This is a genomic window from Streptomyces mutabilis (assembly GCF_046628145.1).
GTDB classification, from domain to species: domain Bacteria; phylum Actinomycetota; class Actinomycetes; order Streptomycetales; family Streptomycetaceae; genus Streptomyces; species Streptomyces mutabilis.
Genome location: NZ_CP176874.1, coordinates 2,138,222 through 2,161,785 on the forward strand (window position 1 = coordinate 2,138,222; position 23,564 = coordinate 2,161,785).

General features: G+C 71.2%; 19 protein-coding genes and 1 pseudogene. 4 read left to right on the forward strand and 16 right to left on the reverse strand.

Annotation, left to right across the window (positions count from 1 at the left end):
• Window positions 1-31: 31 nt before the first annotated feature.
• From ACLIN4_RS09470 to rsmH, 4 genes are all read right to left on the reverse strand, one after another.
• On the reverse strand, window positions 32-1,552 hold the full coding sequence (locus ACLIN4_RS09470) for a UDP-N-acetylmuramoyl-L-alanyl-D-glutamate--2,6-diaminopimelate ligase (RefSeq protein ID WP_100044156.1): 1,521 nt from the start codon (window positions 1,550-1,552) through the stop codon (window positions 32-34).
• Window positions 1,553-1,746: 194 nt separating this feature from the next.
• Window positions 1,747-3,714: a peptidoglycan D,D-transpeptidase FtsI family protein gene (locus tag ACLIN4_RS09475; RefSeq protein WP_289903883.1), complete on the reverse strand. Its 1,968-nt coding sequence runs from the start codon at window positions 3,712-3,714 to the stop codon at window positions 1,747-1,749.
• The gene (locus ACLIN4_RS09480) at window positions 3,711-4,205 is read right to left on the reverse strand and encodes an FtsB family cell division protein (protein WP_100044158.1); all 495 of its coding nucleotides are present in this window, start codon (window positions 4,203-4,205) and stop codon (window positions 3,711-3,713) included. The genes ACLIN4_RS09475 and ACLIN4_RS09480 overlap by 4 nt, the downstream gene beginning before the upstream one ends.
• 121 nt (window positions 4,206-4,326) lie before the next feature.
• Entirely contained in the window at window positions 4,327-5,283 is a 957-nt protein-coding gene (rsmH, locus tag ACLIN4_RS09485) for a 16S rRNA (cytosine(1402)-N(4))-methyltransferase RsmH (protein ID WP_107480033.1), read from the reverse strand.
• A 421-nt stretch (window positions 5,284-5,704) separates the two neighbouring features.
• On the opposite strand from rsmH, the gene ACLIN4_RS09490 reads away from it, so the two are divergent.
• The 4 genes from ACLIN4_RS09490 (at window position 5,705) to ACLIN4_RS09505 (ending at window position 11,297) form a co-directional block, all read left to right on the forward strand.
• Window positions 5,705-6,259 (forward strand): beta-class carbonic anhydrase, encoded by a 555-nt coding sequence (locus tag ACLIN4_RS09490; RefSeq protein WP_179342746.1) that lies wholly within the window; start codon window positions 5,705-5,707, stop codon window positions 6,257-6,259.
• Between the two features lie 258 nt (window positions 6,260-6,517).
• Window positions 6,518-7,555 (forward strand): AAA family ATPase, encoded by a 1,038-nt coding sequence (locus ACLIN4_RS09495; RefSeq protein WP_100044160.1) that lies wholly within the window; start codon window positions 6,518-6,520, stop codon window positions 7,553-7,555.
• A complete protein-coding gene (locus tag ACLIN4_RS09500; protein ID WP_411575659.1) occupies window positions 7,555-8,910 on the forward strand; it encodes a DUF58 domain-containing protein in 1,356 nt (451 codons plus the stop codon). The genes ACLIN4_RS09495 and ACLIN4_RS09500 overlap by 1 nt, the downstream gene beginning before the upstream one ends.
• Complete coding sequence (locus ACLIN4_RS09505; RefSeq protein ID WP_411575660.1) at window positions 8,907-11,297, forward strand: transglutaminase TgpA family protein; 2,391 nt, start codon at window positions 8,907-8,909, stop codon at window positions 11,295-11,297. Before ACLIN4_RS09500 ends, ACLIN4_RS09505 begins: the two co-directional genes overlap by 4 nt.
• Window positions 11,298-11,607: 310 nt before the next feature.
• Here the strand turns inward: ACLIN4_RS09505 and ACLIN4_RS09510 are convergent, their stop codons facing one another.
• From ACLIN4_RS09510 to ACLIN4_RS09565, 12 genes and pseudogenes are all read right to left on the reverse strand, one after another.
• On the reverse strand, window positions 11,608-12,009 hold the full coding sequence (locus ACLIN4_RS09510; protein ID WP_100044163.1) for a spore wall synthesis complex protein: 402 nt from the start codon (window positions 12,007-12,009) through the stop codon (window positions 11,608-11,610).
• 278 nt (window positions 12,010-12,287) lie between these two features.
• On the reverse strand, window positions 12,288-13,115 hold the full coding sequence (locus ACLIN4_RS09515) for a methyltransferase (protein ID WP_179350157.1): 828 nt from the start codon (window positions 13,113-13,115) through the stop codon (window positions 12,288-12,290).
• A 259-nt stretch (window positions 13,116-13,374) separates the two neighbouring features.
• Window positions 13,375-14,055: an SAV_6107 family HEPN domain-containing protein gene (locus ACLIN4_RS09520; RefSeq protein ID WP_307652942.1), complete on the reverse strand. Its 681-nt coding sequence runs from the start codon at window positions 14,053-14,055 to the stop codon at window positions 13,375-13,377.
• 155 nt (window positions 14,056-14,210) lie between these two features.
• Window positions 14,211-15,188 carry a TniQ family protein gene (locus tag ACLIN4_RS09525; protein ID WP_411575661.1) on the reverse strand — a complete coding sequence of 326 codons (978 nt, stop codon included), beginning with the start codon at window positions 15,186-15,188 and terminating at the stop codon, window positions 14,211-14,213.
• On the reverse strand, window positions 15,185-16,243 hold the full coding sequence (locus ACLIN4_RS09530; RefSeq protein WP_411575662.1) for a TniB family NTP-binding protein: 1,059 nt from the start codon (window positions 16,241-16,243) through the stop codon (window positions 15,185-15,187). The genes ACLIN4_RS09525 and ACLIN4_RS09530 overlap by 4 nt, the downstream gene beginning before the upstream one ends.
• Window positions 16,240-18,273, reverse strand: coding sequence for a Mu transposase C-terminal domain-containing protein (locus ACLIN4_RS09535; protein ID WP_411575663.1), 2,034 nt, complete (start codon window positions 18,271-18,273; stop codon window positions 16,240-16,242). Before ACLIN4_RS09535 ends, ACLIN4_RS09530 begins: the two co-directional genes overlap by 4 nt.
• A gap of 8 nt (window positions 18,274-18,281) precedes the next feature.
• Window positions 18,282-18,917 (reverse strand): TnsA-like heteromeric transposase endonuclease subunit, encoded by a 636-nt coding sequence (locus ACLIN4_RS09540; RefSeq protein ID WP_411575664.1) that lies wholly within the window; start codon window positions 18,915-18,917, stop codon window positions 18,282-18,284.
• Window positions 18,918-19,173: 256 nt separating this feature from the next.
• On the reverse strand, window positions 19,174-20,043 hold the full coding sequence (locus ACLIN4_RS09545; RefSeq protein WP_411575665.1) for an SMODS domain-containing nucleotidyltransferase: 870 nt from the start codon (window positions 20,041-20,043) through the stop codon (window positions 19,174-19,176).
• 7 nt (window positions 20,044-20,050) lie between these two features.
• Window positions 20,051-20,593, reverse strand: a complete 543-nt coding sequence (locus ACLIN4_RS09550; protein WP_411575666.1) for an SLATT domain-containing protein — start codon at window positions 20,591-20,593, stop codon at window positions 20,051-20,053.
• A 137-nt stretch (window positions 20,594-20,730) separates the two neighbouring features.
• Window positions 20,731-21,014 (reverse strand): annotated as a pseudogene (locus ACLIN4_RS09555) (S4 domain-containing protein); the annotation flags it as partial.
• Between the two features lie 125 nt (window positions 21,015-21,139).
• On the reverse strand, window positions 21,140-21,553 hold the full coding sequence (locus ACLIN4_RS09560; RefSeq protein WP_411575667.1) for a hypothetical protein: 414 nt from the start codon (window positions 21,551-21,553) through the stop codon (window positions 21,140-21,142).
• A complete protein-coding gene (locus ACLIN4_RS09565) occupies window positions 21,550-23,505 on the reverse strand; it encodes a hypothetical protein (protein WP_411575668.1) in 1,956 nt (651 codons plus the stop codon). Before ACLIN4_RS09565 ends, ACLIN4_RS09560 begins: the two co-directional genes overlap by 4 nt.
• Window positions 23,506-23,564 lie beyond the last annotated feature (59 nt).

A 23,564-nucleotide genomic window follows, 5' to 3' on the forward strand; every position in this document is an offset into this window, starting at 1 on the left:
GTCCCCTGGATCAGCTGGATCATTCGGGATCTCATCCCTGGGTCTTCTGGATGGCTTCGCGCAGCACCTGGCGGTCGTCGAAGGGACGGACCACTCCGGCGATGTCCTGGCCCTGCTCGTGGCCCTTGCCCGCGACCAGCACGGTGTCGCCGGGCTCGGCCCGGGCGACGGCGGCGGCGATGGCTGCGGCCCGGTCCTCGAAGACCTGGACCTCGCCGCGCTCGTGGGCGGGCACGGAGGCCGCGCCCTGGAGCATGGTGGCGAGGATCGCGAGGGGGTCCTCGGAGCGGGGGTTGTCGGAGGTCAGTACGGCGGTGTCGGCGAACCGGGCCACGGCGGCGCCCATCGGCTCCCGCTTGGTGGTGTCCCGGTCGCCGCCGCAGCCGAGCACGGCGTGCAGCTTGCCCTCGGTCACCTTGCGCAGGGCGCGCAGGACGGACTCGACGGCGTCGGTCTTGTGGGCGTAGTCGACCACCGCGAGGTACGGCTGCCCCTCGTCCACGCGCTCCAGGCGGCCCGGCACGCCCGGGACGGCGGCGATGCCGTCGGCGGCGGCCTGCGGATCGAGGCCGGCGGCGGCGAGGGCGACGATCGCGGCGAGGGTGTTCGCCACGTTGAAGGGACCGGCCAGCGGCGACTTGGCGGCGATCCGCTCGCCCTTGGGGCCGAGCACGGTGAACGTCGAGTCCAGCGGGCCGACCTCGACCTCGTCGGCGCGCCAGTCGGCGTCCGGGTGGCCCTCGGCGGAGTAGGTGACGACCGGGACGGTGGCCTCGTTGGCGAGGCGGCGACCGTACTCGTCGTCCACGTTGACCACGCCGAGCCTGCTGCGTTCCGGAGTGAAGAGCTGGGCCTTGGCCTGGAAGTAGTCCTCCATGCCGGAGTGGAACTCCATGTGCTCCGGGCTGAGGTTGGTGAAGACCGCGATGTCGAAGACGCAGGCGTCGACGCGGCCGAGCACCAGGGCGTGGCTGGAGACCTCCATGGCGACCGCCTCGGTGCCGCGCTCGCGCATCACCGCGAACAGGGCCTGGAGGTCGGTGGCCTCGGGCGTGGTCCGCTCGGACTTGATGCGCTCGTCGCCGATGCGCATCTCGACCGTGCCGATCAGGCCGGTGGACTTCGCCGTGCGCAGACCGCCCTCGACGAGGTACGCGGTGGTGGTCTTGCCGGAGGTGCCGGTGATGCCGATCTGGAGCAGGTCCCGGCCGGGGTGGCCGTAGATCGTGGCCGCCAGTTCGCCCATCCGCGCGCGCGGGTCGTCGACGACGAGCGCCGGCAGACCGGTGGCGGCGACGCGCTCCGCGCCGGCCGGGTCGGTCAGCACGGCGGCGGCGCCGAGCCCGGCGGCCTGGGTGACGAAGTCGGCGCCGTGGGCGCGGGCTCCGGGGAGGGCGGCGTACAGGTCACCGGGGCGGACGGCGCGGGAGTCGTGGGTGATGCCCGTGACTCCGGTGGTGCTGTCCGGTGCGGTGACACCCAGCTGGTCGGCGAGTTCCGCGAGGGGTGTGGCGGAGATCCGCACCGGCCGGGGCGGTCCCGGGTAGGTCACGGGGTGGCCCTTCTGGGTGGTTTGGGACTGATCAGCGTGTGGCACGGCGGTGAGCGTACCGGGCGCGGTGGCCTCCCGGCGAAGCGAGGGGCGACCGCTGCTCTGGTTCCCGGGATCGGGGGTGATCGTAGTCACGGGTGGTTCCTGGTGGCTCGGTGCTGCGTCGGGGCCGGGTCGGTACCGGCTCGGCGGGATCAGGGTTTGAAAGTGACCGGCAGGTTCGCGGGGGCGGCCCCGGTCGGCGGGACCTGGAGGGTCTTCAGGGCGAACTCCATGACCTGCTTGTAGATGGGGCCGCAGATCTGGCCGCCGAAGTAGCTGCCCTCCGTCGCGTTCTGGATGGCGCAGTAGACGGTGACGCGAGGCTTGTCGGCGGGGGCGAACCCGGCGAAGGACGAGGTGTACCCCTTGTACTGCCCGGTGGCGGGATCCACTCGGTTGGCCGTGCCGGTCTTGCCCGCGACGCGGTAGCCGGGGATGCGCGCCTTGGTGCCGGTGCCCTCCTCGTCGTCGACCACGGACTCCAGCATCCGCGAGAGGGTCTTCGCGGTCTTCTCGCTGATCACGCGGGTCTTCTTGGGCTCGGGGGCCGGGGTGAAGCGCCCGTCGTCCTCCTTGGTGCCGCGCACGAGTGTGGGTTCGACGCGGACGCCGCCGTTGGCGATGGTCGAGTACACGGAGGCCGCCTGGAGCGCGTTGATGGAGACGCCCTGGCCGAAAGGAATCGTGTACTGCTGCGAGGTCGACCACTGGTCCGGCGGTGCGAGGATCCCCTTGGTCTCGCCGGGGAAGCCGAGCCCGCTGTAGCTGCCGAGGCCGAACTTGCGCAGGTAGTCGTAGAGCACCTTGTTGGCCTGGGCCTGTGTCCTGCCGAGCTCGCCGGTGGCCATGATGGTGCCGATGTTGCTCGACTTGGCGAGCACGCCGTTGAGCGTGAGGTACCAGGTCGGGTGGTCGACGTCGTCCTTGAAGAGCCGGTCGCCGCGCTTGAGCCGGTTGGGGACGGTGATGTGGGTGCCCGGGGTGGCGACGTTCTCCTCCAGTACGGCGGCCATCGACATCACCTTGGCGGTGGAGCCGGGCTCGAAGGCGTCCTGGAGGGCCGCGTTGCCCAGCGCGTCCGGGTCGGCGTGGGCGAGGTCGCCCGGGTCGAAGCCCGGCGAGTTGGCCATGGCGAGGATCTCGCCGGTGGCGGTGTCCTGGACGATGACGTAGCCGCCGTCCGCCTTGGACTTCTCCACCTGCTCGCTGATGGCGTGCTGCGCGGCCCACTGGATGTCGCGGTCGATGGTGAGCTCGACGTCGCTGCCGGGCACGGCGGGCGTCTCGGTGGAGCCCGCGGTGGGCACCTGGCGGCCTCCGGACTGGGCGTAGCGGATCTTGCCGTCCTCGCCGGCCAGCTTCTTGTCCAGCTGCCGCTCCAGGCCGCCGCCGCCCTTGCCGTCGGCGCCGACCCAGCCCAGGATGCCGGCGGCGAGGTCGCCGCCCGGGTACACACGCTTGCTGCTGGGGTCGGCGAAGACGCCCGCGAGGACGTTGACCACGGACTTGTCCGTCTCCGACTTCTTGGTGAGCGCGGTCTTCAGGTCCTTGATCTGGTTCCAGACCTGCGGGGTCTGCCGGCGGGCGAGGCGGACGTAGCGGAGCTGCTTGTTCTCGGGGCGGAGCTGCTCGACCAGGTCCTCCTGTTCCTCGCCGAGGATCGGCGCGAGGAGCGCGGCGGCCTGCTCGGGTCCGTCGCCGACCTTCAGCTGCTCACGGGTGAACATCGTGGGGTCGGCGGTGATGTCGTAGGAGTCCACGGTGGACGCGAGGGCGACGCCGTTGCGGTCGGTGATGCCGCCGCGCTCGGCGGGCAGGGTGTGGACGACGTAGCGGTTCTGCTCGGCCTTGGCGGTGTACGTGCCGGCGTCGACGGCCTGCACCTGGAGCAGCCGTACGACGAAGGCGGTCATGACGAGGGTCAGCGCGAGGCCGATCATGCGCAGGCGCGGGCGGGGGCTGCCCAGCCGGATGGTGCCGGGCGCGCCCGGCCGGGGCGGTCCCGGTCGGCGGGCGGGCCGGGCGCCGGGACCGGGCTGCCGCCGTCCGTCGGGGCGGACGGGCCTCGCGGGTCCGGGCACGCGGCGGCGCGGCGGTTCCCTGTCGGACACTTCCGTCACCTGCCGGGGGTCGGGGTCGAAGTGGGCGTCGCCGCGGCGGCGGGGCCGGGCGTGCCGGGGGACGCGGTGGTGGGCGGTGCCGTGAGCGCCTCGGGGGCGAGGACCAGCGGAGTGGCCGGGGTGGGAGCGGGGCTGGGCGAGCCCTTGACGGTGCCGTCGGGGGCGAGGAAGGCGGGGTCTCCGCCGGGCACCATGCCCAGCTCGCGGGCGCGGCGCTCGAGGGCGCGGGGGGCGGAGTAGGCGTCGATGTCCCGCTGGAGGGCCTGCTCCTCGTCGGTGAGCTCCTTCGTCTGCTCCTTCAGGTCGTCCAGCTGGAACGAGCCCTCGCTGAGCGCGGAGTTCAGGACCAGGAGCCCGATGAGGCCACCGCCGAGGAGCACGACGACGAGGAGGACGAACGGGGCCCGGGCAGCCTGACCACGACCGGTGCCGGGCGGGAAGAGCTTGGCCAGCCGGGCCGCCCTCCCCTTCAGTTCGGGTTTCCTGCTCACTGGCCCTCCCCTCGGCCCTGGCGTGCCCCGCGGGCGCCCGCGGCGTCCCGACGTCGGTCCGGAGGACCGGGCTCCGCGGCCACTCGCCCGCCGCACCGGTGCCCGGCCTGCCTCACTCGTTTCACCCGATGGACTCCCTGATGCGCTCGGCTCCGCGCAGCCGGGCCGGCGCCGCGCGCCGGTTCTCGGCGATCTCCTCCTCGGTGGGAAGTTCGGCACCGCGCGTGAGGAGCTTGAGCCGGGGCGCGTAGCGTTCGGGGACGACCGGGAGTCCGGGCGGCGCGGTGTTGGCGGCGCCGGCCGCGAACACCTGCTTGACCAGCCGGTCCTCCAGGGAGTGGTACGACAGCACCGCGATCCGGCCGCCCACGGCGAGCGCCTCGACGGCCGCCGGGATCGCCCGCTCCAGGACGGACAGCTCGCCGTTGACCTCGATCCGCAGGGCCTGGAAGGTGCGCTTGGCCGGGTTGCCGCCGGTGCGCTTGGCGGCCTGCGGCAGCGCCGCGCGGATCAGCTCCACGAGCCGGGCGCTGTTGGCGAACGGCTCCTTCTCGCGTTCGCGGACGATCGCGGACACGATCCGTTTGGCCTGCTTCTCCTCGCCGTACGCCCGCAGGATGCGGACGAGCTCGCCCGGCGGGTAGGTGTTGAGTACCTCGGCCGCGCTCATGCCAGTCGTCTGGTCCATGCGCATGTCGAGCGGGGCGTCCTGCGCGTAGGCGAAGCCGCGGTCGGCCTCGTCGAGCTGCATGGAGGAGACGCCCAGGTCGAACAGCACGCCCCGGACGCGGGGGACGCCGAGCCGGTCGAGTACATCGGGCAGCTCGTCGTAGACGGCGTGCACCAGGGTGGCGCGCTCCCCGTACGGGGCGAGCCGCTCACCGGACAGGCGCAGGGCCTCCTTGTCCCGGTCGAGGGCGACCAGCCGGGCCTCGGGGAAGCGGGCGAGGAGCGCCTCGCTGTGCCCACCGAGCCCCAGCGTGCAGTCGACGACCACGGCGCCCGGCTCCTTCAGGGCGGGCGCCAGCAGGTCCAGGCACCGCTGGAGCATCACCGGGACGTGTCGACTCTGGCTCAACTGGGACGGCCTCTCAGGTCCGGCACGGCGTCACGCACCGCCGGGTCCCCTCCCGCTCGCTCGTGAAGGGGAAGCCTGCCGGCGCCGGAAGCGTCGGCCGGCCGGGAGCGGGAGGAGGCCGAGCCGTACGTACGCGCCGCGCACGTGGGGAGATCTGGCGGGACTTCGCCCAGGTCTCCGGGGTTTTCAGTCCAGCAGGGAGAGCCTCGTCTCCCGCTTCGCGTCACTTTAGTCCACCCTGTCGCCCGGTCAATCAACCGGCCTGCGCGTCGCGGACGCGGGCGCGTACGAATCGCCGCGGGACGGTACTTCACCCGTACGGAGGCAGCCGTACGGTCTGTGGAGTGGCTCACAACAAGCCGCGATGACGTTCTTTGTCCGTCTTCCCGAGGGGTCCGCGGCGACGGTGACCAGTAACGTCATGGTTATGACGACTTCCGCATCGGTTCCCGCAGATTCCCAGTCCCCCACCGCCGGCGGCTCCACCGTCACCGACCGCCTCGTCGAGGCGAACGGCCGCTACGCCGCGGCGTTCACCGACCCCGGGATGGACGCCCGCCCCGTCCAGCGCGTCGCCGTCGTGGCCTGCATGGACGCCCGCCTCGACCTGCACGCCGCGCTCGGCCTGAACCTGGGTGACTGCCACACCATCCGCAACGCGGGTGGCGTCGTCACGGACGACGTGATCCGGTCCCTCACCATCAGCCAGCGGGCGCTCGGCACGCGCAGCGTGGTCCTCATCCACCACACCAACTGCGGCATGGAGTCCCTCACCGAGGAGTTTCGGCACGACCTGGAGCTGGAGGTCGGCCAGCGTCCCGCGTGGGCGGTCGAATCCTTCCGGGACGTCGACCAGGACGTGCGGCAGTCGATCGAGCGGGTGCGCACCTCGCCCTTCCTGCTGCACACCGAGGACGTGCGGGGCTTCGTCTTCGACGTGAAGACGGGCCGGCTGCGCGAGGTCACCCCCGCCTGATCCGGCCGCCCGCCCCGAGGACCGGTGCCGCGCAAGCCCCGCAAAGGCCGTAAGGCACGACATATCGCGGCCAGTTGTCCACAGGCGAGTGACACGAATCGGTAACGGCAGCAAGAATGCGGGAAGTGGTGCCGTGCGGAACTTTTTCCGGGCGGCGTCCGTGATTCGGGGTGGGCCGGTCCGGCGGTAGGGGCCGGCCCGGCAAGTTGGGGTACCCCCGCTTCCCGGGAAGCGCGGGGAAAGGCCGAGGAGGGCCGGGTGACGACCTATGACGATCGAGCGAGCCTCACTGATCTGACCGCTGTGGTCGAGCGCGTGCGCGGTTCGGTGGAGGACGTGATCGAGGGCAAGCCCGAGGTCGTACGGCTCTCACTGACCGTGCTGCTCGCCGAGGGACACCTGCTGATCGAGGACGTCCCCGGAGTCGGCAAGACCATGCTGGCCAAGGCGCTGGCGCGGTCCATCGACTGTTCCGTGCGCCGGATCCAGTTCACGCCGGACCTGCTGCCCTCGGACATCACCGGGGTGTCCATCTGGGACCAGCAGCGCCGGGACTTCGAGTTCAAGCCGGGCGCGATCTTCGCGCAGGTGGTGATCGGCGACGAGATCAACCGCGCCTCGCCGAAGACGCAGTCGGCGCTGCTGGAGTCGATGGAGGAGCGCCAGGTCACCATCGACGGGCAGACCTACGAGCTGCCCAGCCCCTTCATGGTGGTGGCGACGCAGAACCCGGTCGAGATGGAGGGCACCTACCCGCTGCCGGAGGCCCAGCGCGACCGCTTCATGGCCCGGGTCTCCATCGGCTATCCGAGCCCGGAGGCCGAGCTGCAGATGCTCGACGTGCACGGCGGGGTGAACCCGCTGGACGACCTCCAGCCGGTGGCACACGCCGACGAGATCCTCAAGCTGATCGAAGCGGTCCGGGGCGTGCACGTCGCGGACCCGGTCCGGCGGTACGCCGTCGACCTGGTCGCCGCCACCCGCACCCACCCGGACCTCAGACTCGGCGCCTCGCCGCGCGCCACGCTGCATCTGCTGCGCGCGGCGAAGGCGTCCGCCGCCCTGAGCGGCCGGGAGTACGCGCTGCCGGACGACGTGCAGGCCCTCGCGGTCGCCGTCCTGGCCCACCGCCTGCTGCCCACCGCCCAGGCACAGCTGGGCCGTCGCACCGCCGAACAGGTCGTGCAGGAGATCCTGCAGCGCACCCCGGTGCCCGCGGCACCCCAGCAACAGACGGCCTACGGCATGGGCCACGGCACGCAGGCGTACGGTCAGCACCCGCCGCGGAGGCTGTGATGGACACTGGGGGGACGGACCGGTCGGAGGACGACCGGGGCGGCATCCGCACCGCCTTGACCGGTCTGACCACCCGCGGGCGTTCCTTCCTGGCCGCCGGCATCGCCGCCGCGGTCTGCGCGTACGTCCTCGGGCAGAGCGATCTGCTCCGCGTCGGACTGCTGCTGGGGGTGCTGCCCCTGGTCTGCGCGACCGTGCTCTACCGCACGCGTTACCGGGTGGCGGGCAGCCGCCGGCTCTCCCCCGGGCGGGTGCCCGCGGGCAGCGAGGCCCGGGTCCACCTGCGTGTCGAGAACGTCTCGCGGCTGCCCACCGGTCTGCTGATGCTCCAGGACCGGGTGCCCTACGTGCTCGGGCCGCGGCCTCGTTTCGTGCTCGACCGGGTGGAGCCGGGGGGCCGGCGAGAGGTGTCCTACCGAGTCCGCTCGGACCTGCGCGGTCGCTATCCGCTGGGCCCGCTGCAACTGCGCCTGACCGACCCGTTCGGCTTGTGCGAACTCACCCGCTCCTTCTCGACGTACGACACCCTGACCGTGACGCCACGCGTGGAGGCGCTGCCTCCGGTGCGGCTGAGCGGGGAGGCGAAGGGGTACGGCGAGGGGCGGCAGCGGTCGCTCGCGCTGGCGGGCGACGACGACGTGATCCCGCGCGGTTACCGCTACGGCGACGACCTGCGCCGCGTGCACTGGCGCTCCACCGCGCGGTACGGCGAGCTGATGGTGCGCCGCGAGGAGCAGCCGCAGCGCGCCCGCTGCACGGTGCTGCTGGACACCCGGGGCGGGGCCTTCGAGGGCGCGGGCCCGGACTCGGCCTTCGAGTGGGCGGTGTCGGGCGCGGCGTCGGTGCTGGTGCACATGCTGGAGCGGGGCTTCTCCGTCCGGTTGCTCACGGACACCGGCAAGTCGGTGCCGGGCGAGGGCGCCGACGGTTTCGCGGGCGCGAGCCAGGGCACGGCCGACGCGGCCGGACTGATGATGGACACCCTCGCAGTGATCGACCACTCCGACGGCACGGGTCTGTCCCGGGCGTACGACGTGCTGCGCGGCGGGAACGAGGGGCTGCTGGTGGCCTTCTTCGGCGACCTGGACGAGGAGCAGGCGACGGTGGCCGCCAAGATGCGGCAGCGCAGCGGCGGAGCGGTCGCCTTCGTCCTGGACGCCGAGATCTGGGCCGGGGAACCGGTCGGCGCACCCGGCCCGTTGGACAGGAGCGAGGAACGGCTGCGGATGCTCCGCGAGGCCGGCTGGACCGTCGTGAACGTCCCCCGGGGCGCCTCCTTGGAGGAGCTGTGGCGCCTGGCGGACCGCGAGCGCACCGGACTGGCGACGGCGAGCGGCGGGAAGGGGGCGCGATGAGCGGGCGGGCGCGGGTGGCGCTGTGTGCGTGGGCGGCCACACTGATGACGGCGTGCGCGTTGTTGCCCCTGGTCGACCCGGCCACCTGGATCCTGCAGGCCGCGTTCCTGCTGGCGGTGCAGTCCGGGGTGGGCGCGGCCGCCCGCCGGGTGCCGCTGGCCCGGGCGCTGACCATCGCTGTGCAGGCCCTGGTCACGTTGGTGCTCCTGACCCTGGTCTTCGCCCGGCAGCAGGCGCTCGCCGGGCTGATCCCCGGTCCACAGGCCTTCCAGCGCTTCGCCGACCTGCTGCAACAGGGCGGCGATGACATCGCCCGGTACGCGATCCCGGCTCCGCTGGAGTCCGACGGCATCCGGCTGATGCTGGTCGGCGGCGTCCTCGTGATCGGCCTGCTGGTGGACACCCTGGCGGTGACCTTCCGCAGCGCCGCACCGGCCGGGCTGCCGCTGCTCGCGCTCTACTCGGTGGCCGCGGGGCTGTCCGAGGGCGGCACCGACTGGCTGTGGTTCCTGGTCGCCGCGGCCGGCTATCTGATGCTGCTCCTCGCCGAGGGCCGCGACCGGCTCTCCCAGTGGGGCCGGGTCTTCGGCGGTACTCCACGCGGCCCGGGCGGCGAGCAGGGCGGCGCCGTCGCCCCGGTCCGCACCGGGCGGCGCATCGGCGCGTTCGCGCTGGGCGTCGCGCTGGTCGCGCCGCTCGCCCTGCCCGCGATGAACGGCGGACTGCTGGACAGCTCCACCACGGGCGTCGGCTCCGGCGCCGGGGACGGCGGCACGATCTCCGCCGTGAACCCCCTCGTCTCCCTGCGCGACAGCCTCAACGTCAACGAGAACCGGCAGGTCCTCTCCCTCGAGACCGACTCGGGCGACCTATCGAACCTGTACCTGCGCATCGTGTCCCTGGACGACTTCGACGGCACCACCTGGAAGCCGTCCAAGCGGCACATCACGGCCGTGCCGGACGGCACGTTCCCCACCCCCGTGGGCCTCGGCCCGGACACCGAGCGGGCGGAGACCCGGACGACGATCTCGGCCGCCGACTGGTACGCCCAGGACTGGCTGCCGATGCCGTACCCGCCGAGCGGCGTCCGCGTCCCGGGCAGCTGGCGTTACGAACCCGTGGGCATGACCCTGGTCGGCGATCACGGCCAGAACACGCGCGGGCTCACGTACGAGGTGCGGAGCCTCGACGTGCAGCCGACGGCGGAACAGCTCGCCGCGGCACCGCCGCCGTCGCCGGCCCTGAAGCGGGAGTACACCGAGCTGCCGGACTCGCTGCCCGAGGTGGTCTCCCAGACCGCCCGCGACGTCACCGCCGGCGCGGCGAACCCCTACGAGCAGGCGGTCAGGCTCCAGGAGTACTTCGCGGTCAACGGCGGCTTCGAGTACGACACCCAGGTCAAGGTCGGCAGCGGCTCGCAGGCGATCGCCCGCTTCCTGAAGGACAAGGAGGGCTTCTGCGTCCACTTCTCCTTCGCCATGGCGGCGATGGCCCGCTCCCTGGACATCCCGGCCAGGGTGGCGGTCGGCTTCGCCCCGGGTTCCCCGCAGGCGGACGGCTCGGTGTCGGTGGGGCTGCGGGACGCGCACGCCTGGCCGGAGGTGTACTTCGAGGGCGTGGGCTGGACCCGCTTCGAGCCGACGCCGACCCGTGGCTCGACGCCGTCGTACACCGTGACGGACACGCCGGGCAGCTCGGTGCCCGACCCCGCCCTGCCGTCCCGGAACCCGCAGGCGGAGCCGTCGGTCGCCCCTTCGGCGAGCGAGAGCTGCACGGCCGAGTTGAAGAAGGTGGAGGGCTGCGCGAGCGAGTCCGCCGCCGCCGCACCGGTGACGGGCGGGAGCGGAACGAAGTGGTACGCGGTCCTCGCCTGGGCCCTCGGCGGTCTGGCGGTACTGCTGGTCCCGCTCGTCCCCATGCTCTGGCGGCTGCGCACCCGGTCGGTGCGGCTGGGCGCGCACGGCCGCACCGAGGCGGACGCGGGACCGCACACCCTGGCGGTCTGGCAGGAGCTGACCGACACGGCGTGGGACCTCGGGATCCCGCCCGAGGAATCGCAGACCCCGCGCAAGGCGGCGGCGCGGATCGTGCGGCTCGGGCATCTCGACGCCGGGGCCGCGGCGGCGGTGCACCGGGTGGCGGACGCCGTGGAACAGGTCCTCTACGCTCCCCGGCCGCGTCCGACCGCGGGCCTCACGGAGGACGTCCACCTGGCGAGCGCCGGTCTGCGGGCCGGGGTCGGGCGCGGCACGCGGCTGCGCGCACGGTTCGCCCCGCGTTCGACCGTACGGGTGGCCTGGGCGGTGTCCGCCCGGTGGGCGGCCGCGAAGCGGCGGGTCGTGGCGGCCCGGCCGACGTTGCGGAAGGCCTCGGGGCAGCAGAGCTGAGCCGGTGAGGAGCCCGGGCCGGAGCGAAGGTTCCGGTCCGGGCCGCCGGGTGCCCGGCTCACCGGACTGCCGGGCTCCGCGCGGCGGGAAGCAGGGATCAGCGCTGCGGGGACCCCAGGAAAGTGCCGGTCCATGCCCCCGTACGGGGGAGCTGGCATCTCTGGCCGGACGCGGATGCCCCGGCCTGGCCCGAGGCGAGCGCCGCTCCTGGCGCAGGGTCGGGCGCCGACCCGCAGGTGTACGTGTGAGGGGTGACCACCGGTCGGTGGTCACCCCTCACACGGATGTCCTGATGAACGGTTGCCCGTGGCTACTGGCCGCCCTGTTGCTCGTCCCGGCGCCGCTGCCAACGCTCGTCGATGCGATCCATCATGGAGCGTTTCTGCTTTCCCTGGCGGCGCGCCTGTGGCCCGGCGGCTGCCGCGGGCTGCTCGCCCGGCTTCGGGGCCTTGCGCCAGCCGGTCACGGCGAGGACCGCGCAGCCCAGCATGACCAGGAAGCCCACCACACTGAGCCAGACCTGCTGGGCGACCATACCGGCCATGAGGAGCGCAATACCTACGAGGAAGCCCGCGACCGCCTGGTAGACCCGTCGCCGGGTGTACGTACGCAGCCCGCTTCCCTCGAGCGCTGTCGCGAACTTGGGATCTTCGGCGTACAGCGCTCGCTCCATCTGCTCGAGCATGCGCTGCTCGTGCTCCGAGAGCGGCACGGAGTCCTCCTCATCGTGCAGTCGCCGGGGCGACCCGGGGGGGTCCCTTCAGGATAGGCAGGGAATCGCCCCCGTGAAACCCGCCCCTCTACGCCAATTGGCCAACCGGACTCCGTCATGGCCGTGCCGGCTCGCTGAAGTCTCCATTCCCCAGCGGCCGACCCGTCATGCCGGGCGGTCTCCCTCGATCATACGGCGACTGGCCCCCGTTCGGGGGGCCTGTGGCGTACTCCATCTGCAGTCGCGCCCCTGATCAGGGCCGTACCCCACCGGGTGACTCACTCCTCTTGGGCCCCTCGCGTCTCTCCGAGCACGTGGAGCTGTGTGGCCACGGAGTGGAACGCGGCGAGTTCGGCCGCCGCGGCCTCCAGCTTCAGCAGCGCGTCCATGGCACCGGGCTCGGTGTCCACCAGCACTCCGGGCACCAGGTCGGCGAAGACCCTGACGCCGTGCACGGCACCCACCCGGAGGCCGGCGGACTCGACCAGACCGGTGAGCTGGTCGGCGGTGAACCGGCGCGGCACGGGGTCGCCGTCGCCCCAGCGGCCGTCCGGGTCGTCGAGGGCGTGCCGGGCCTCCGTGAAGTGCCCCGCGAGGGCACGGGCGAGCACGGCACCGCCGAGGCCCGCGGCGAGCAGGCTGAGGACGCCCTCGGGGCGCAGGGCCGCGACCACGTTGCGGACGCCTTCGGCGGGGTCGTCCACGTACTCCAGGACGCCGTGGCAGAGCACGACGTCGTAGCCGCCGCGCTCGACCACGTCGAAGAGGCCGCGGGCGTCTCCCTGGACGCCGCGCACGCGGTCGGCGACGTCGGCCTCGGCGGCGCGGCGTTCCAGCGCGAACAGGGCGTTCGGGCTCGGGTCGACGACGGTGACGCGGTGGCCGAGGCGGGCCGCGGGCACCGCGAAGTTGCCGCTGCCGCCACCGGTGTCCAGGACGTCCAGCGACTGGCGGCCCGTGGCCTTGACCCTGCGGTCGAGGGCCTCCTGGAGGACGTCCCAGACCACCGCGGTCCTCAGGGCGGCGCGGGAACGGGAGGGCTCGGAGCGCGGCGACGCCGTGTGAGGGCGGTGGGGGGAGACGGGCGGGCGCATCGGGTCCGACACGGCAGTTGACTCCTCGGCGCGGCACCGCCTCGGGCACGGGCGGAGCGAACGGGCTGCCGCCCCGGCCCGGGAGCGGGAACGGGGCAGGCTTCAGGCTTCTCCCACCCTATTGCCTCCGGTGGGACAGCCGGTCACCCGTACCGCCTCCGACCTCGTGGTCACCCGCGGACACGCCGCCCGGAGGGTGCCCCCGGGCGGCGAGGCGCCGCACCGCCGGCGGTGAGCGCGGGGCGGGGCGGGCCAGGGCGGCAGACCTCGCTCAGCCGGCGTCGGGGAGCTGCCTGCCCACCGGCCCGTCCCCCGCCGGTCCGCCCCCCGGACGGTCCGGTCGGCCGTCCCCCGCCCGGCCCGTGCCGGGACCGCCGGGACCGCCGGGACCGCCGGGACCCGGAGCGTCCGGGCCGGGGGCGCCCGGAGCGGGGCCGTCCGTGTCGGGGCGGGGCTGGGGCAGTACCGGCTGGAGGGCCAGCATCCGCTCCACCAGGCGCAGGAACATCGCCGCGTCGCGTATCAGGTCGTCGGCGTCCCGGCTGCCCGCCGCCCCCCGGATGCCCGCCTCGGCCCGCGCCCGGCGTCCGGCACCCGAGGCGAACAGCGCGCTCCAGTCGGCGAGCTCGGGCGCGATCTCGGGGAGGACTTCCCAGGCGCTCCGGATGCGGGCCCGGGCCCGCGGGGTGGTCTCGGGCCGGCCCCGGGCGGCGAGCACGGCGGCGGCCGTGCGCAGGGCGGCCAGATGGGCGGTCGCGTAACGCTCGTTCGGCGTCTCGAGGACGGTGGCCTCCTCCAGGCCGGCCCGTGCCTGGGCGAGCAGGTCGAGGGCGGCGGGCGGGGCGGTCGTCCGGCGGAGCACGGGGTGCACGTCGCTCGCCGGGCCGTTCAGTGAGGGTGCAGGGCCGGCTGCGCGGCGCCGCCGGGCGGCGGCTGCGGACGAGTGGGCCATGACGATCCTCCTGTCGTCTCCGTGACGACACGCTCTGTCACGAGGTGCCGTATGTGCCCATCGTGAGGTATGCCACTGACAATCCGTTCTGACCTGCTGTTCTTTCTCAGCGAGGGTGGCGAGAGGGGCATCTTCTGAGCTGCGGTTCGCCATGATCATTGAGAGGTTCGCGGTGTCGCCGTCTCAGTGATCATGGCGCTTTTGGGGTTCCGCCAGCGGGCCCGGTCCGTCTGAACCGCGAGAAAGAACTTGTTGATGGGGTCGCCCGTGGGCTGGCGCCGAGGGTCAAGACCGAGGCGGAGCCGCAGATGCCTTTTGAACTTCCACTCCCGGATGCCGGGGCGCTTGAAGAAGAGGGGGTCGAGGTAGATCGGCACGAGTGCGCAGGCGAGGGTCACGACTTCTGGGTGGGCCATGATGTGGGTGGTCAGGTCCCAGCTGCGGAACCAGTGGGGCAGACCCAGCTTGATCCGGCGGTGTTGCCAGAGTTCTTCGAGCATGGGTTCCCGGCTCGGGATGCTGGCCCAGCCGCTGATGATCCAGCGGGCGTCGCGGACGCAGCAGGCCATGATGTGGCTGCCGTGGGTTTTGCGGAGCTTGCGAAGTCTTCGTTGCGCTCGGGCGATCTCCGGGACCGCCGAGATGTCCTTGGGTTCGGGTGTCTGCCAGGTGTGGTGGCGGTGACACACAATGTCCGGCAGAGACAGGTGCGCTCGGACCTGGGTGCTGATGCCGCGGCGGAGGGTGCACTGGCGGCAGATGACCGCGTTGGGTGAGTGTGCCTGGCGCATCCAGAACGTGGGAACGTCCGTGGGCAGGGCCAATGCCTCGCGGATCGACCAGGACAGTCCGGGCAGCGCCTTCCGCAACCGTTCGACGGGAATCCCGGACATAACGGCGAGTCGCGCGGCGGCAGGCTGGTTGAGGGTGGCTTCCCAGGGCAGAGTGGTGCTGCTTGCTCCGGCCCTGTGGGGCACTCCGATGGATCTCCAGAGGGCGGTGTGCGGGATGCGGTTGGCCTGGGCGAGGCGGGCGACATAGGAGGGCAGCGACTCCCCTCCCCAGGGGCGGACGGGGATGCACAGACTCCGGGCGACGCTCAGGGCTTCAGGAGCGTGCTGAACACGGCTCATCCGGCGCGTCGCTGTGCGGTGCGGGCTCGGCGCGAGCGCGCGGTTAGCGGTGCGCTCGTCTCGGCTGCGGTGTCCAGGGGGATCTCCGCCAGCAGCTGCTTGGTAATTTTCTCGGTGCCGGAGGTCATCGCCCGCAAGGCTGCGGCCCGGATCAGGTGCGCGAGGCTGCCGATCATGCCGGAGGTCCGCTGGTAGAGGAAGTCCGCGTGAGCGGCCAGCATGCCAGGGGTGTGCCGGTGGAGCCGTAGGGACTGTTCCATGGTGGCCAGCAGGGCGAGCCATTCCTGCCGGTGGGCGGGGGTGGCGATGGTGAAGGCTTCGGCGTGGATACTGACGAACCGGCCCGCGATCTGCTTCCCGCGGGTGCCGGCGAACAGTCCGGCGGACTCGACGTCGATTCCCGTGTACACAAACGTGGCCGCGATCCGCTCGGAGAGGTATTTGAGCTGGTCGGAGACCTCGGCGCCGGATCTGGTGGTGAGCGAAATGTTGTGGATCTCGTCGACCAGGACCAGTTCGCAGCGCAGTTCGGCCAAGACCTCGCAGACCGCGTTGGTGATCTCGGTCTGGTTCATGCGGCGCAACAGGGGGATGCCGAGGAACCGAGCGAATTCGATCGCGAGCATCTTCGGGGTGGCGGCCGGGGGGACGGTCACGTAGGCGACGGGCAGCCGTGGCCCCCTGTCGGCGGGCAGTCGGCGGCGGACGTGCTGTTCGTGGGCCTTGCCGAGCTGGGTGATCGCGGTGGTCTTGCCGGTGCCGGCCTCGCCGGAGACGATCAGGCCGCGGCGGGCGGAGACCTGGCGGCGGTTGAGGAGGGTCAGCTCCCGGCCGGTGCGGATCACTTCCATTATGGTCGGGGTCTTCGCGACGAACAGCTGGGTGTGGTGCTCGGCTCTGGCCTCGTCGTAGAGCTCGCGCTCGATGCCGCTCAGCGCCAGCAGCGCGGGGCGGTCGAGCAGGGGTGCGGTGACCGGGACGTGCTGGACGAAGCGACTCCACCCTTCCTTCGTGGTCAGGGGAAACTGACGGTCGGCCGGGATACTGTCGGTCACCGGTAGTCCTCCTCGCTGAAGGGGTCAAAGACACCGAACGGGATGACCTTGGCCAGCTCTGTCGGGGCGGTCCCTTCTGGGTCTTCGCCGTCGTCGGGTTCCGCGGCAGACCGCAGCGGAATCGCCGCCCGGGGCGGCGGAACGTCACCAGGTGGTTCTGACGCTTCGCGTTCGGCCCGCCGCAGCAGTGCGTCCAGGGCCCTGGCGACGGCGGTCTGGTCGTCGCCGTCCTGGCCGCGCTCGACAACCTGACGACGGGCCTGGCGCCAGAGCGCGTCGGAGAAGGGGCGGGCGACCAGCGGCAGCAGCGTCCATTCGGCGGTGATCCAGCCGCCATCGCGGTGGTTGCGTACGAACACGTGGCTGAGGTCGTGCGGGTCGTAGTGGACCTCCCACTTCCCGCGCTGGACCGCGACACCGGAGGACTGCCTGCGGTAGGCGGCCAGCTCCGGTGCGTCGTAGGTGCGATGGGCGATGCGGATGCCGTAGTCGTTGATCACCCGCCAGGTCACCGGCAGCAGCTCGATGTAGTCCGACGGCCCCAGCGGCATCGGCAGGTAGCCGCTGGCGGCGACTTGGAGCGCGTAAGAGTCGTTGGGCGACAGAGACCGGCCGGGCAGGAAGGGGTGTACCAGTCCGTCGTGCGGGCGCATCTGCCAATGGATGACCCATTCCTGGAGCAGGTCGTCCAGTTCGGGCAGGCTGAAGGCCGCTCTGCGGGCCGGGTCGACACCGCGCCGGCTCACGTCCCGTCCGGTGTAGCTGGCGACGTGCTGGCAGAACAGGGTGTTGATCGAGGAGAACGTGCGCTCGACGACGCCCTTGTCGGTCGGGGTGCCGGGATGTGCGAGCTGGACGGAGATGCCCAGGCGCTGGCAGGCGGCGGTGAACGTCTGCGAGAGGTAGACGGTGCCGTGGTCGGTGACGATGGTCTCCGGGACGATCACCGGCTTCGCCGCAGCGTGCTCGAACCGGGCGTCGATCGCCAGCAGCCGGGCATGCGGAAGCCGGGACGCGGAGGCGGCCAGCGCCTGCGGCCAGGCCGGGCGCATCGGTTCGGGCACCAGCATCTTCGCCAGCAGCAGGGCGGCGTCCACCGCCTTCGTGCTCTCCGGACGCAGCACCGCCGCGCAGATCGTCCGGGTGGCGATGTCGACCGCGATCGTCAACTCCGGCCTGCGGACCGTGCCGTCGCCCAGGACGGCCAGCAGATCGAGTTTCGTGGTGTCGATCTGAACCTGCTCACCCGGCCGGCTGGCCGTAGTCGGGGTGAACGGGCCGGCGGGCCGGTTGGCGTTCTGCCGCCGGGTGGTGGCCGCGCTGAAGGTGTGCCGCCCCGTGGAAAGCTGATCGACCAGGCGGTAGAAGGCCGCCCTGGACGGCATCGCCACCGTTCCGGGACCGTGCTCGGCCTCCAGGAGCCGTTCGACCCGCCGCATCAGCCGCGAGCGTGTGCCGGTGGATGTGTGGGTCTCCTCGCCGATCGCGCGGACGATCGCGTCGATCACCCTCTGGTCGGCCCGTCCGGTCGGCGACGAGGGCCGCATCGCCCGGTGATCCACCAGCCCCAGCAGCCCCTGGGCTCGGTAGCGGGCCCGCATCCGCTGCAAGGTGCGTCGGCCCACCGGCCGCCCCAGCGCAGCCAGTTCGGCGGCCTTCGCCCTCTCCCGCTCTGCCAGAATCGTGCAGGCCGGATCGTATTCCGGCTTGGGACGGGTTCCCGGCGATGCGTCCGCAGGCAGCCCGCACTCCACCTCGGCAACATGCTGTTCCCAAAACCGCGCCTCGGCCACCGCCCCCGGCGGCAACGACTCCAGCACGCCCGCCGACGCGAACTCCGCCTCCGCACCGGCCGTCCCGACGAGTGCGAACCCGTCCGAGGCCATCAGGTAGGGCAGCAGCAGGGCCTGGTCCCGACCGTCGTCGCCGTGCAAGCGCACGGCGACGCCCTCGATGGCGACCACGGTGTGCTCACTGTCCTCAAAGAACACTCGGTCGCCGATGCGGAGCACTCCCGGCCTGGACACCATCGCCGTCATCACGCTGCCTCGGCCCGCCGGATCAGCGAACACTCGCCCAGCACCACCGACAGATCCGCCACCAGCCCACCCGACCACAGCAAATGGAACAACACCGGCAGTACCGCGATCGGATCGCCGACCCGTTCAGCACCGACCCGCAGAGGCGTCTCGCGGTCGAAGACGTCCAACAGCCGGTCGACGACAGCGGCCACCCGGTGCCGTGGGTGCCGGTAGCCCGCCAACCAGCGGACGTTCGCCAACTGGACCGCGTGCGGGGCCCCGACGAGGCGGAACTCCCACCCGATCTCCCGGCAGGCCCGCTCGGTCGCCGCGAACACCTCGGCGTCCTGCGGCTTGACCCGGTCCAACGGACGGCAGTCCACCACCAGCCCGGTGCCGTCTGACCGCCGCGCGAACCAGTCCGGAGCATGCGACCGGCGACGGCCTCCCGACATCCAGAACAGCCACATCGGCTGCGATGCGAACGCCGTGACTCGGGGGTCGAAGTCCAGCAGCATCGCGTGATCGCGCTCGAGCCAGGACTCGTAACCGACGTGCCGACCCACCGTCGCCGACCACCACAGCCCCGGATAGTTACGCTGCCCCTTCCACGACGGGAACGACCTCACGGGGCGGCAGCTCTCGAACGGCACGAGTGGCGCGTCATGGAGATCTAAGAGGTGTTCACCACCTACCTCATCAACAAACGCAACCTCGTAACCGGTCCCCGTAGCGGGGAGACCGCCGGTAACTGCCCGAAGCGCTCCCACCGTGCAACGGTGACAGGGTGCCGGGTGCAGCGCTCGCCATACTCGCCATGTTCACTGGGACGAGTGGTCGACCACGACCTTTCCTATGGAGCGGAGCCGTATGGGCCCTGAACGTTCAGCGCGCAGGCTTCCCCGAAAGTCAACGTTTGGGGAACTGGTATCCGAACAGCAGGTCCAGGAAGTCGAAGGCCAGCTGCGTGTTCCCGGTCTGCTCGGCAGTGATGGCCTTCCTAGCACGTGTCGCAGCTGTGCGAAGGTTGGAAAGTGCGGTTGTTCGTGTTGCCGGGCTGGAGCATGCAGAGAACCGGCTCGCCTTCCCCATTGGGTCGTTCATGTCCGCCAGTTCGATCTCGTCGAGCCACTCCAGGTAGCGGCAGAGATCCAAGGCGGGACTGAAGTACGTCTGCACCGACATGTACTGAGCAGCGCGCATCTCCAAATAGAAGGAGGAGACCGGCACTCGGTTGTAGTACTTCCAAGCCTTGGCCAGTCGGGCCAGCTTTTTTGTGCCGCCGAGGATGCCCGCCTGCTGGTTGATCCTGTTGACGTAGTCCAGGTGCGCCGTGGGGGCCGAGCTCATCCACCCACTGGCTGGTCCGGGTATGTCATAGATCGGTGTCTCACCCTGAAGGGACGTACGGAAGCCCGGAAGAATTTCCCACTGCTCCGCTCCGCCCGCGAACCTGACGACGACAGTAGGACGGCGAATCTCGACAGTGGTCGCCGGAAAGCTGACCTTCAGGGCTTCTTTTACCCAGTTCAGAGCAGTGTCAGAAGTGGGCTGGGTGCCGCTCATGCTGACCAGGAGATCGACGTCGCAGTGGTTCCTGACACCGGTTCCGTGAGTAAACGAGCCAGTCTCACGGAAGCGTTGCACGCCGAAACGGGTGGACCCCTTCAACGAGGTCTCGACGCGGAGCCGGTGCCGAGCTTTGGCGTCTCGCTCGCTCTGGAGGGGCGTCAGTCGCTCCAGAAAGATGTCAAAGCCCTGAGAGACTGTCAGTGCCATTGCTTCTTTACCGTTCCGTCGTCGTGGTCGTTTCGTCGACGGCGTAGGTCTGCCCACCGCTGTCGATGTTGCGCTGAGCTCGCCTGTAGGCCCGCGTGTTCGGCGGCTCGGCAGTCTTGTTCTGCTCATCCCGACGCGCCGTGAGTTCAGCCAGGGCTTGACGTGCGTCCTCTATGGACGAGTAAGGCAAGTCGATCTCCCTGGCCTGACGAGCCGCAGTCTGGATCTCCAAGTAGGCGTTACCTGCGGCTGCTGCCTGATTCATCCGCTGCGCGGCGTTGATCGTGGTGAGGATCACACCGCAGCCAGAAGCGATGAGGGCGAGGATGCCGGCAGGAATCCGCCCCGCGGTAGAGACGAGCGCGGCAGCACCGGAGATGGCGGCCAGAACACTTGCCGGTATGCCGAGCAAGAGGTTGACGCTCCGCCACTGTTTGGTCAGCTCGAACTGCATCTGCCCGCTGTACATGGCGCTCTCTTCGAGCCGCTTCAGTTCGACTTCGATCCCTTTCCGACGCGCAGCCTCGGAGGGTCCGTCAGGGTCTGTCATGCCGACAAAGGTACGGGCAAGGCCCAAACATCTGGCAGTAGTTGCTGGCCAGTAGCCCGAGGCGGGTGCTCGCCCTGACCACTACAGACGCCGTTCGCACCTTCGCCAAGTTCGGCGAGACGAGAGGGCCCACGGCTCGCTGCCAGGTTCCTCATGCCGCGCCGCTGCACCGGCCACCGCCCGTGCAGCAGCTTGCCGGCGCTGATCACGGCGCCCTCGACCGTCACCTTCACATTGTTCACGCAGACGTCGCCCTCCTTCACCGTGCGCCGCGCCGCCGACTTGCTCGCCACCAGGCCGACCTCCGCGAACAGGTCCACGACCTGGCCCAGCTCGGTCACCCGCAGGTGCGGCAGCTCGGAGAGTGTCGCGACCAGCACGTCTCGTCCAGCTCCGCCAGGTCGGACTGACCGAAGCTGGCACCCGCCGGGCGCGTGGCGCCCCAGGGAGCAGCCGCGTCACGAGTCCGGCTCCACCTGGCGCAGCGCGTGGGCCCCGCACGGGGAAGGTGCGGGGCCCCGGTGTGCTTCGGGCGTCGGCCGGAGCTCAGGTGCGCCAGCGTGGGATGCGCGCCCGGTGCACGAGGGGGATGCCGAGGCGGGCGGCCACGGTTCTCTCCAGGTCGGAGACGACGTGGTCGGGGGTGGCGCTGCTCAGCGGGATCACCCAGTACTCGGCCCACTCCTCTTTCTTCGACCTGGTGTGGCTGACGTGCTGGTGGAGCCTGATCGCGGCGGCTCCCCGGGGCAGCATCCGGGTCGGAGCGGTCCTTCCGCAGTAGCAGGCGAGGCCCTCCCGGTTGACCACGACGTAAATGGCCTTGTCTTCGTACCCGGAATCCTCGCCAATGCGGATCGGCTCAGGCCGTTCCTCGAGGAGCCACTGGCCAGCGAGCTGGGCGAGCATGGCGTACCGGGTGTCGGTGATGGCGACAACGCCGGTCCAGACGGTGTCGGTCATCCGAGCGGCTCCTCCTCGGAGATGCGGATGAGAACCCTGTCCATGCGACGGATCTGCTTGACGGAGGCTTCGACGGTCTCCCAGGAAAGCTGGTCGCTGGTGCCGTTCTTCTTGCGCAGCTTGATCAGGTCATCGAGGCTGTGGGCGGCCTCGGTGAGGGACACCTGGAACGCCGTGAGGGCCTTCTCCTCGCGAGCGGTGCTGGAGAGCCCGCTCCTCCCGCTCTCGGGGTTGAACCCGTGGAGGGCGGCGAGACGCAGGTGGGCGTTGAAATCGCTGCCCTTCCAGTCGTCGTGCTCGACCAGACATCCGTCGGCCCACCAGCGCGGGCGCTCACCGCTCCGGATTCGCTTGATCGCGTCGGCGAGGACCTTCGGTCCTTCCTCCCTTTCGAGGACAGCCTTGACGACCGCGCCGACGCCAGCGCGCATGACCGTGTGATTGACGATCTGCTCGGCGGTACCGCCGGGGGCGAGGAGGTTCCCGCTGGTGACGAGGGTGACCATGGCGAGCACACCGAGGAGCAACTTGGCGGAGATGTCGCGGTTGTCTGCGCGCTGGAGGAGGTCGTCCACGGCCTGGTCGTTGTCGACGTTCTCGACGGCCCACTCGTGGTCGACGAGGTCCTTCCACAGGCAGCCGCTCTCCAGCGCGGTGCGCACGGGCCTGATGCCCTCTCCGAGGGAGGTGGAGTACGAGCGCAGGCCGAGCTCGGTGACCAGGCCGCTTCGGCCAGCGAGCTGAAGGCTGCGCTTGTCGAGCTTGGCGGCCGTGATCGCGTTCAGCCTGGGCTCCTTGCGGGTGAGCTGCTGGGCAATGAATGCGAACCGGAGGTCGCGAAGGGCGCTGAGGCCGAGGGTTTTCATGGGGTCTGTGATGTCGACGCGGCCGAGGAGGACGTCCTTGACGGCCTGGGCGTTGTCGCCGAGCTCGCCGGCGTCGAACAGGGCGGTGACGGTCTCCTCGGCGGTGATGCCGTTCTTCGAGGCGTCCGCGAACTCCTTCACCCCGACGTTCATGCGCATCAGCAGCGAGCGCACCGCTGCAGGGAAGCGCTGCATACCCATGCTCGGGTCGTCATCGGTGTAGCCGATGACGACCTCCACAGGGACGGTCATGGCGTTGAGGAGCGCGGCGGCCTGGTCGCGCTTAGCGCGGGCGGCCTTGCTCGTGCCGGTGGCGGCCTTGATGTCGCGGTATGCCTTCTTGATGACTTCCCGGACGAAGTTGCGCCGGTCGATGAGGGGGAGGCTCATGAGGTACGACGGGAGCAGCACGGAGCGCTCCTTGTCCTTGGCCGGGCCGATCAGGCCGGTCGGGGCCGGGATGCAGGCGGTGCAGGACCCCCAGCGGCTATTGCCGTCGACAAGACCCAGGTCTCCGGCGGGGTGGCGCCCGGGATTGAGGAAGACGACGGGGACGGCCGTCAGGGGGCGCTCCACGATGCGCCGGCCGACTTCCTGCTTGTTCTGGTCCCTCACCTTCTTGGACGCCCGGTCGACAGAGTCGAGGAGGGCGTCCATGGGATCGGTGTAGATGAGGGCGGCGTCGGTCTCGTGCGCGGTGGGCATGGACAGGACCTGCTGTCGGGCCACGGTGTTCGGGTCGGCCGCGTAGTGGACCTCGTCGAGGAGCCGGTCGTTCTCGACCGCGGGGGACAGCATCAGGGTGTACGCGCGGTAGTTGATGACGGTCAGCCAGCCGGTCTCGACGCGGCGGAGCTCCGGGCGGAGATCGGCGAGGAGGTCCGGCTCGACCGCACTGTACGCGATCCTGTGAATGGCGTCGTCGGTGAGCTGGACGCCGGGCCGGTCCTTTTCGAGGGCCTTGATCGCCTTGGCGGTCTGGCTGACCGGTACGACGCGGTGCTCGAACGGCGTGGAGCGGTCGCCGGAGCGGATGTCGATGACCTGGATGTCGGGGAGGTCGTCGGGTGTTTCGATGGTGCTCACATGGCCTCAATCGGATGGGCCGGCGCGAGGTGAGCTCGCGGCCGGTGATCGGCGTACGC